The sequence below is a fragment of the Clavibacter sp. genome (genome assembly GCF_014802555.1).
GTDB lineage: Bacteria > Actinomycetota > Actinomycetes > Actinomycetales > Microbacteriaceae > Clavibacter > Clavibacter sepedonicus.
This window is the reverse complement of record NZ_JAAVCB010000128.1, coordinates 1-8,448: the sequence shown is the minus strand read 5'-3', so window position 1 is coordinate 8,448 and position 8,448 is coordinate 1. Positions and strand designations below refer to the sequence as shown.

Genomic DNA, 8,448 nt, shown 5'->3' with positions numbered 1-8,448 from the left:
GCCGCCGCTGCCGCCGCCGCTGCCGCTGCCGCTCCCGCGGTCGAGCCCCAGCCGACCCCGGTCGCCTCGCTCCCCGCCGCGCCCGACGACGTCGAGGAGCCCGCCGATGCCCCGCGCCCCGGCACCGACCTCACGGCGTTCCCCGACGCGGATCCGCAGCGCTACGTCATGCGCACCCCGCGCGCCGACGCCGCCACGAGCGCCCTCACCCTCTTCCCCGAGCAGACCGGCCAGCGCCCGCCGCGCGGCCCCGCCGTCGCGCGCACCGGCTTCCGCGGCTTCATGAACGCCGTCACGGGCGGCGTCTTCAAGATCGGGCCCGGCGCGGAGGAGGCCGCCGCGAACGCGGAGGTCGCCCGCCGCGAGGGCGACGAGCGCGTGATCCGCCAGGCCACCTGGCCGCGCGCGGTCAGCGTGCTGGTCGCCAACCGCAAGGGCGGCGTCGGCAAGACGCCCACCTCCCTCATCCTGGGCGGCGTGCTCGGCTCCGTCCGCGGCGGATCCGTCGCCGTGGTCGAGGTCACCGACGATCCCGGGGCGCTCGGCTACCGCGCCGAGGGCCAGCCGCAGCGCGGGCTCGGCGAGCTCGTGCGCGACCGCGACGAGATCCACAGCGCGGGCCAGCTCGCCGGCTACACCGCGCCGCAGACGAGCTTCGCCTCCGTCGTCGCGTCCGTCGGGCCGCGCCGCGAGCTCACGGGCGACGACGTCATCGGCGTCTCGCGCCTCATCGACGAGTACTACGCGATGCGCGTGATGGACTCCGGCAACCAGCCGTCGTCGTCCGCGTTCCGCGGCGCCATCGAGGTCACCGACGTGCTCGTCGTCCCCGTGCTCAACGCGGGCGACGCGGTGCTCGAGGCCGTCGCGCTGCTCGACTTCCTGCGCGAGCTCGGCGGGCACGCGGGCGTCCTGGCGGACAACGCGATCATCATCCGCCTGCACGACGGGCGCCCGGAGGATCCCGCGGTCGTCGCGCGCATCGACCGGATCCTCGACGACGCCCGCCCGGCGCAGATCTTCACGGTGCCGTACGACGCGCACATCGCCGAGCGCGGCCCGATCTCGCTCGCCTCGCTCGACCCCGAGGTCTCGCGCGCCTTCACGGCGGCGACCGCGGGGGTCGTGCAGCGGCTCGCGCACGCGGTGCGCTGACGGGCGCGTCCGAGCCCGGATCCGCGCCCTCGCCCTCGCCTGGGTCCACCGGGCGCGGTCCGCGGATCCGCCGCCCGCTCGACCGCGAGATCCTCGCGCTGGCGGTGCCCGCGCTCGGCGCCCTCGTGGCCGAGCCGCTGTTCCTCCTCACCGACACCGCGCTCGTCGGCCACCTCGGGAGCGCACCGCTCGCGGGCCTCGGCATCGCGAGCGTGATCCTGCAGACGATCATCGGCCTGCTCGTCTTCCTGGCCTACGCGACGACTCCCACGGTCGCGCGACGGCTCGGCGCGGGCGACCGGCCGGGCGCGATCCGCGCGGGCATCGACGGCCTGTGGCTCGCGCTCGCGCTCGGTGCGGTGGTCCTCGTGCTGGGGCTCGTGGTCGCGGATCCGCTCGTGCGCGCCGTCGCCGACACCGGCGGCGCCGACGCGGATCCCGCAGCCACCGCCGCCGTGGTCGACGCGGCGCGCACCTACCTCGGCATCTCGCTCGCGGGGATCCCCGCGATGCTCCTCGTCATCGCCGCGACCGGCCTCCTCCGCGGCCTGCAGGACACGCGCACCCCGCTCGTCGTCGCGGTCTCCGGCTTCGCGGCGAACGCGGCGCTCAACGCGGTCCTCATCTACGGGTTCGGGTTCGGCATCGCGGGATCCGCGTGGGGCACCGTCCTCGCGCAGTGGGGCATGGCCGCGGTGTTCGTCGCCATCGCCGCGCGGGCCGCGCGCGAGACGGGTACGACGCTGCGGCCCGGGATCCGCGGCGTCGCGCGCTCGGCGGCGTCCGGCGGCTGGCTGCTCGTGCGCACGGCGTCGCTCCGGGCGGCGATCCTCGCGACGGTCGCCGTGGGCGCGGGCCTCGGCGTGACCGGGCTGGCGACCCTGCAGATCGCGCTCACGCTCTTCTCGACCGTCGCGTTCGTGCTCGACGCGCTCGCGATCGCCGGCCAGGCGCTCGTCGGCCACGGCCTCGGCGCCGACGACGTGCCGCGCGTCCGTGCGGTCTCGCGGCGGCTCGTGCAGTGGGGCGTGGGGCTCGGCGCGATCCTCGGCCTGCTGCTCGCCGCGCTCTCGCCGCTGCTCGGGCCGGTCTTCACGGGCGACGCGGGGATCCACCGCATGCTCACCGCCGTGACGCTCGTGCTCGCGATCGGCCTGCCGGTCGCGGGCTACGTGTTCGTGCTCGACGGCGTGCTCATCGGCGCCGGCGACGCCCGCTACCTCGCCCTCGCCGGCCTCGTGAACCTGGCGATCTACGCGCCCGCGCTGATCCTCGTGGCCTGGCTCACCGAGTCGGGGACCGTCGCCGGCACCCCCGCCCTCCTCGCGCTGTGGGCGGCGTTCGGCCTCGTCTACATCGGCGCGCGGGCGCTCACGCTGGGCCTCAGGGCACGCGGCGACCGGTGGATCGTGACGGGGGCCGCGCGGGCCTGACGCGCGCGGCGCCGGACGGGTCGCCCGGACGCGGCGCGCCTCAGTACATCGCGAGCGGCTCCGCACCCCGCGGCCCCGGGAACGCGCGGTCGAGCGCCGCGAGCGTCTCCTCGGGGATCACGAGGTCGAGCGCCGCGCGGTTCTCGGCGACGTGCGCGACGGTGGCCGCCTTAGCGGTCGCGAAGACGTGCGGCGCCTGGCGGACGACCCACGCGAGCGCGAGCTGGCCGGCGCTCACGCCGAGGGGGTCGGCGAGGGCGGCGAGCGTCGGATCCGTCGCGAGCCGGCCCTGGTCGAGCGGTGAGTAGGCCATGACGGGCATGCGGCGGGATCCGGCCCACGGGATCACGTCGTGCTCGGGCCCGCGCTGGGCGAGGTTGTAGAGCACCTGGTCGGTCTGCACGGCGTCGCCGCCGGGGATCGCGGCCAGCTCGTCGAGGTCGACCGCGTCGAGGTTGCTGACGCCCCACCCGCGGATCAGCCCCTCCTCGACGAGCTCCTGCATCGCGGCGACCGTGTCCGCGAGCGGGTGGGATCCGCGCCAGTGCAGCAGGTAGAGGTCGAGCCGGTCGGTGCCGAGGCGCGCGAGGCTGCGGCGGGCCGCCTCGCCCGTGCCGCGGCGCGACGCGTTCGACGGCAGCACCTTGCTGATGAGGAAGACCTCGTCGCGGCGACCGGCGATGGCCTCGCCGACCAGCTCCTCGGATCGCCCGCTGCCGTACATCTCGGCGGTGTCGATCGCGGTGAGGCCCGCGTCGAGGCCGGCGCGCAGGGCGTCGAGCTCGGTCGCGCGGGCGGCGGGCTCGTCGCCCATGTTCCAGGTGCCCTGCGCGAGGGCGACCGCGGTGCGGCCGTCGGGGAAGGTGGTCGTGGGGATCTCGGTGTCAGCCATCGGGTCCATCCTCCGCCGATCGGGCCGGGGCGTCAGCGCGGCGTCCCCGGGACGCCCGGGAACGTCGGCACCCAGCAGCGCACGGCGGCGCGGTAGCGGCGGAACGGATCCCCGAAGCGGGCCTCGAGGTCCGCCTCCTCTCCCGGGCGCACGACGTGGTTCCAGAGCGACGAGCCGATGACGGCGTAGGCGACGACGAGCCACGACCCGAGGATCAGCCCGACGGCCGCCGCCTGCGTCACGCCCGCGAGCGCCATGGGGTTGCGGACGAAGCGGTAGGGGCCGGCGATCACGAGGCGCGTGGCCGTCGCGGCCGGGAGCGGGGTGCCGCCGCCGCGGGTCGACATGGCGGCGGCGGACCAGATCCCGAGTGCGCTCGCCAGCACCAGCACGGCGATCCCGACGGGCAGCGCAGCCGACGGCAGCGGCACCGCGACTCGCCAGCGCATCTCGAGCCACCGGATCGCGAGCGGCGCGACGACGAGGAAGGAGCCCCAGAAGACGACGATCTGCAGGGCCGTCGCGAGCACGTGCCGGGAGGTGGCGGCGGTCGCGTCGGCGGGTCGTGCCGCGAGCGGGCCGATGAGCGCCCAGCGGGTCGGCAGCCGGCCGACCAGCAGCAGGGCGCAGGCGACGAGGGACCCCAGGGCGGCGACCGCCATGATCACGACGCCGATCCCGGCCTCGGTCGTCACGGTCGCGTAGGCGGCGAGCGCGACGGCGACGAGGAGCGTCCAGGCGGAGGCGACGGCGGCCGCCCACCGGATCCCGGCTGCGGCGAGCGCCGACCCGACCACGAACATCGGGACGTCGAGCAGGGCGACGGGCAGCGGATCCAGCGACCCGAGCGTCGCGACGCGCACCGCGGGGACGGTCGGCACGGCGATCCACCAGGCGGTGCCGCCCGCCGCCTGCGCGGCGAACCAGAGGCGGGCCCACGTGCCCGCGGCCACCGGCCCCATCCGCCTCACCGCGGGTCCGCGTGCTCCGGCGGCCACACGACGGCGAAGCGCTCGAACACGATCTCGTCGCTCGCCGACCACACCGCGCCGCGGGCCGCGCTCACGCGCTCCCAGTAGATGCGGTGCTGGGTGCGCCAGCTCTCGAGCGAGAGGTCGTCCTCGCCCTCGTCGTGCGCGAACGCGGCGTCGGCGCTCGTGAACGGTCCGACGCGGAGCTCGGTGCTGCGGATCACGATGCGCGGCGCCCCGGTGCTGTCGCAGGCGATCCAGTGGGATCCGATGCGCGGCACCTCGTCGCCGCGCGCGAGGAAGTCGGCGACGAGCTCGGCGGTCGCGCGCTTGCGGCCGGACAGCACGATCCCGAGCAGCTCGTCCGCGAGCCGGGCGTGGTCGCCGAAGAGCTCGACCGTGTGCTCGGGACCCGCGGCGACGGCCTGCGGGTGCGCGACGGCGTACGCGTCCCACATCCGGGCGGCGGCGGCCAGGTCGGGCGGGGAGACGGGCGCGGTCGCATCGCTCATGGATCCGATGCTCCCACGCGGGTCGGCGGCGTCGGGGCCGGGACGTCCTCGAAGCGCGCGCACGACCGACGCCGTCACCCGCGACGGAGGACCCACCTCCCCCTAGCCTGAGGTCGTGGAAGCTCCTGGCCCTCGTCGCGCACGACACGCGTCCGCCTCCGCGGTCGGCCCGCGATGATCGCCGGTCTCGTGATCGGGTTGCTCGCGCTGCTCCTGGGCGCCCTCGCCGTGGTCTGCTTCCGCGCGGGATCGGCCCTCGGCATCATCGCCGGCCTCCTCCTGCTGCTCGTCGCCGTCGCGACCGCCCTCTTCGCGATGCTCTGGCTCTCCATAGCGGCGAGCGGCGGACTCCGCATCCCGTTCTGACCCGTGCCGCCCGCGCTCACCAGGCGACGGGGCCGTCCTCGTCCGTGAAGGTGCCCGTCGGGCCGTCGGCCGCGATCGTCGCCATCCGCACCGCCTGCCGCGCGCCCTGCTCGGGGGTGCGCACGCCGCGGAAGCCGTTGAGGTCGGTCGCGACGAAGCCCGGGCACACCGCGTTCACGAGGATCCCCTCGGCCGCGAGCCCGCGGGCGTACATCATCGTCAGCGCCGTGACCGCGGTCTTCGACGGCACGTAGCCGAGCGCGATCGGGTCCGCGTTCGCGAAGTCGGAGATGGCCGCGAGGGATCCCGCGCTGCTCGAGACGTTGACGATGCGCGGGGCGTCCGAGAGGCGCAGCAGCGGCAGGGACGCCTCGGTGACGGCCATCACGCCGAGCACGTTGGTCTCGAAGACGAAGCGGACGTGGTCCACGTCGCCGGATCCCGGCACCTGACCCGCGAAGTCGGCACCGGGCCGGTGGCTGATCCCGGCGTTGTTCACGAGGGCGTCGAGGCGGCCGTGACGGCCCCGGATCACCTCGATAGCGGCCGCGACGGAGGCCCGGTCGGTCACGTCGAGCGCGACCGCCCCGACGTCGCCGCCCGCGGCCCGCAGCGCCGAGGCCGCCTCCTCGCCGCGCCCGAGGTCGCGCGCGCCGATGACGACGGTGTGCCCGAGCCCCGCGAGCCCTGCCGCGATCTCGCGGCCGATCCCCTTGTTGCCTCCGGTGACGAGAGCGATCATGCGTTCCTCCTGCTGGTCCGGCCGTGCGGATGCTCGGCTCTGGGTCGAGCTTGCGGCCGCGGGATCGGATCCGGAATCACGTGGAGTGCGCATCCCATGTCGTAGAGTCCGAGCATGACCGACGACCGGCTCTCCGAGGTGCTCGACCTCATCCAGGTGCGCGCTGTCGTCTCCGGCGGATCGGCGGCCCGCGGACGCTGGCGCATCCACAGCGCGATCGACGAAGACCTCAAGTTCATCGCGGTCGTCGTCGGCAGCGCTCGCCTCACCGCCGACGGCCTCGACGCCCCGATCGAGCTCGCCGAGGGCGACGTCGCGGTGCTGAACGGCCGCGCGTGGCTGACGCTCGAGGGCGGGAGCGGCGACGGGCCGCTGACGCACGTGGATCCGCCCGCACCCGGCACGCCCCTCCGCGACGCCGACCTGCGCGACCCCCACGCCGACGTGCTCATCGGCGGACGCGTGGATCTCGATCCCGTCGGCCGCGAGCTGCTCACCTCCGTGCTGCCGCCGGTCGCGCACATCGACCGGCGGAGCCCGGTCGGGGCGGACGTGCGCGCCCACGTCCAGCGGATCTCGAGGGAGCTCGCCGCCGATCGCGTCGGATCCGCCTTCGCCATCCGCCAGTACGGGCAGCTGCTGGTGCTCGACATCGTCCGCGCCTCGATGCTCGATCCGGACGTGCCCGCGGGCTGGCTGCGGCTCCTCGCCGACGAGCGGCTGCGGCCTGCGCTGGCGGTGATCCACGCGCAGCCCGCGCGTGCCTGGAGCCTGGACAGCCTCGCCCGGGCATCCGCGATGTCGCGCTCGTCGTTCGCCCAGCGCTTCCGCGAGGTGGCGGGGACGACGCCGCTCGCGTACCTCATCGAGTGGCGGATGCTGCTCGCCCGCCGCGAGCTGCGGTCCGGCGACAGGCGGGTGGGCGAGCTGGCCTTCGCGCTCGGCTACGGATCCGAGAGCGCCTTCAGCTCCGCCTTCAAGCGGCACACGGGCGAGGCGCCGGTCACGTACCGGACGCGGATCCGTCGGCCGGGTGCCGAGCAGCGCGTCGTGTCCGCGCCCGCGGGTCACCGCCCGCCGCCCGCCTAGCCTGAGCGGGTGGAAGACCAGCAGCACGTCCCCGACCGCCGCGACCCCCGCGGCCGCCGCGCCCCCGACGCCGAGCAGCGCTCCGAGGCGCTCAAGGAGCGGATCTACGTCACCTTCACCGCGCTCGCGGTCACCATCGCGACCGAGCGCGAGGCAGAGCACGCGACCGTGGGCGGCGCCGCGCTCACCCTGCTGCTCACGGTCGTCGGCACGCTGCTCGCGGTGTCGGTCGCGGAGTACATCGCGCAGATGGTGCGCGACGGCGAGGTGCCCGACCGGCGCGACGTCGGCCACATCCTCTACGTCTGCGGCAGCTCGCTCGGCGTGCTGCCCGCGCCGATGGCGATCCTCGGCCTGGCCGCCCTGGGTGCGCTCGACCTGACGGCGGCCCTGCGGATCATCGCGATCGTGCTCGTGGCGACCCTCGTGCTCGTGACGCTGATCGCCGTCCGCCGGCTCCGCGTCGGGTTCGGCGTGAAGACGCTCGTGCTCGCGGGCGTCGCGGTCCTCGGCGTCGCGGTCCTCGCGGTGGAGCTCGCGGTCCACTGATCCGCTCGGCGACCGATCCCGCCGCTCCCAGCCGCACCCGGATGCGCCCGTCGTAGCGTGAGCGGCTGCCCACCCCGCCGCTGCCCGCGCACCTCGAGACCGCGCGCCTCCTGCTGCGACCGATGGGCCCGGCGGACGCCGACGTCGTGCACCGGCTCTGGACCGAACGCGACGCCCGCGGCCCCGCCTCGCGACGCATCGACGGCGACGGCCATCCCTCGCGGGACGAAGTCCGCACCCGGCTCGTGGTGCAGGCGGAGGAGTCGATGCGCACCGGGATCCGGCTGCTGGCGATCGAGCGTCGCGACGAGCCCGGGATGGTCGGCTACTGCGGCCTGGTCGTCGGCAGCGCCTCCGTGGAGGAGCAGGAGATGGCCTTCGAGCTGCTGCGGGAGTTCCACGGGCGGGGGTTCGCGACGGAGGCGGCGCACGCCGTCGTCGACGCGGCGCGGGACACCGGCCGCTCGCGGCTCTGGGCCACGGTGCGCCGCTGGAACGCGCCGTCCTTCCGCGTCCTCGAGAGGGCGGGCTTCGTCGACAGCGGCCGCGTCACCGCAGATCCCGCGCACGGCGACAGCGTGTGGATGACGCGCGACCTGCGCGACGCACCCGCCGACGGCGCCTAGCTGTAGTTCCCAGTGAGGTTGTGAACGCGTTCGGCGGGCGTGAGTCCGCCGATGCCGGTGTGGGGGCGGTGGTGGTTGTAGTGATGCAGCCAGGCAGGGTAGGTCGCGGCGCG

General features: G+C 75.6%; 11 protein-coding genes. 6 read left to right on the top strand and 5 right to left on the bottom strand.

Features of this window, described 5'->3' with window-relative positions:
• On the top strand, window positions 1-1,155 hold a 1,155-nt coding region (locus HDR73_RS14265; RefSeq protein ID WP_502709180.1), incomplete at its 5' end, for a MinD/ParA family ATP-binding protein.
• Window positions 1,156-1,253: 98 nt separating this feature from the next.
• Window positions 1,254-2,588 (top strand): MATE family efflux transporter, encoded by a 1,335-nt coding sequence (locus HDR73_RS14260; protein WP_086935969.1) that lies wholly within the window; start codon window positions 1,254-1,256, stop codon window positions 2,586-2,588.
• A 40-nt stretch (window positions 2,589-2,628) separates the two neighbouring features.
• Here the strand turns inward: HDR73_RS14260 and HDR73_RS14255 are convergent, their stop codons facing one another.
• Genes HDR73_RS14255 through HDR73_RS14245 form a run of 3 tightly spaced genes read right to left on the bottom strand, consistent with a single transcriptional unit; the run spans window position 2,629 to window position 4,963 of the window.
• Window positions 2,629-3,489, bottom strand: coding sequence for an aldo/keto reductase (locus HDR73_RS14255; RefSeq protein WP_012300156.1), 861 nt, complete (start codon window positions 3,487-3,489; stop codon window positions 2,629-2,631).
• A 23-nt stretch (window positions 3,490-3,512) separates the two neighbouring features.
• Window positions 3,513-4,442 carry a methyltransferase family protein gene (locus HDR73_RS14250; protein WP_012300155.1) on the bottom strand — a complete coding sequence of 310 codons (930 nt, stop codon included), beginning with the start codon at window positions 4,440-4,442 and terminating at the stop codon, window positions 3,513-3,515.
• A gap of 5 nt (window positions 4,443-4,447) precedes the next feature.
• Entirely contained in the window at window positions 4,448-4,963 is a 516-nt protein-coding gene (locus HDR73_RS14245) for an ASCH domain-containing protein (protein ID WP_012300154.1), read from the bottom strand.
• Between the two features lie 189 nt (window positions 4,964-5,152).
• On the opposite strand from HDR73_RS14245, the gene HDR73_RS14240 reads away from it, so the two are divergent.
• Window positions 5,153-5,329 (top strand): hypothetical protein, encoded by a 177-nt coding sequence (locus HDR73_RS14240; protein ID WP_158309447.1) that lies wholly within the window; start codon window positions 5,153-5,155, stop codon window positions 5,327-5,329.
• 16 nt (window positions 5,330-5,345) lie between these two features.
• On the opposite strand, the gene HDR73_RS14235 is transcribed toward HDR73_RS14240, so the two are convergent.
• A complete protein-coding gene (locus tag HDR73_RS14235) occupies window positions 5,346-6,071 on the bottom strand; it encodes an SDR family NAD(P)-dependent oxidoreductase (RefSeq protein WP_012300152.1) in 726 nt (241 codons plus the stop codon).
• A 114-nt stretch (window positions 6,072-6,185) separates the two neighbouring features.
• Between HDR73_RS14235 and HDR73_RS14230 the strand changes: the two genes are divergently transcribed.
• The 3 genes from HDR73_RS14230 to HDR73_RS14220 all read left to right on the top strand — a co-directional run bounded on the left by HDR73_RS14230 (window position 6,186) and on the right by HDR73_RS14220 (window position 8,335).
• A complete protein-coding gene (locus tag HDR73_RS14230) occupies window positions 6,186-7,160 on the top strand; it encodes an AraC family transcriptional regulator (RefSeq protein ID WP_012300151.1) in 975 nt (324 codons plus the stop codon).
• A gap of 9 nt (window positions 7,161-7,169) precedes the next feature.
• On the top strand, window positions 7,170-7,709 hold the full coding sequence (locus HDR73_RS14225; RefSeq protein ID WP_012300150.1) for a hypothetical protein: 540 nt from the start codon (window positions 7,170-7,172) through the stop codon (window positions 7,707-7,709).
• Window positions 7,710-7,774: 65 nt separating this feature from the next.
• On the top strand, window positions 7,775-8,335 hold the full coding sequence (locus HDR73_RS14220) for a GNAT family N-acetyltransferase (RefSeq protein ID WP_041464747.1): 561 nt from the start codon (window positions 7,775-7,777) through the stop codon (window positions 8,333-8,335).
• On the opposite strand, the gene HDR73_RS14215 is transcribed toward HDR73_RS14220, so the two are convergent.
• The coding region (locus HDR73_RS14215) for an integrase core domain-containing protein (protein ID WP_287136213.1) at window positions 8,332-8,448 on the bottom strand (117 nt) is incomplete at its 5' end. The genes HDR73_RS14220 and HDR73_RS14215 overlap by 4 nt on opposite strands.

What these genes read in the sequence shown, in the direction of transcription:
- HDR73_RS14230 (WP_012300151.1), top strand. Translation starts at nt 6,186, where the DNA reads ATGACCGACGACCGGCTCTCCGAGGTGCTCGACCTCATCCAGGTGCGC.
- HDR73_RS14245 (WP_012300154.1), bottom strand. Translation starts at nt 4,963, where the DNA reads ATGAGCGATGCGACCGCGCCCGTCTCCCCGCCCGACCTGGCCGCCGCC.
- HDR73_RS14235 (WP_012300152.1), bottom strand. Translation starts at nt 6,071, where the DNA reads ATGATCGCTCTCGTCACCGGAGGCAACAAGGGGATCGGCCGCGAGATC.
- HDR73_RS14250 (WP_012300155.1), bottom strand. Translation starts at nt 4,442, where the DNA reads ATGGGGCCGGTGGCCGCGGGCACGTGGGCCCGCCTCTGGTTCGCCGCG.
- HDR73_RS14255 (WP_012300156.1), bottom strand. Translation starts at nt 3,489, where the DNA reads ATGGACCCGATGGCTGACACCGAGATCCCCACGACCACCTTCCCCGAC.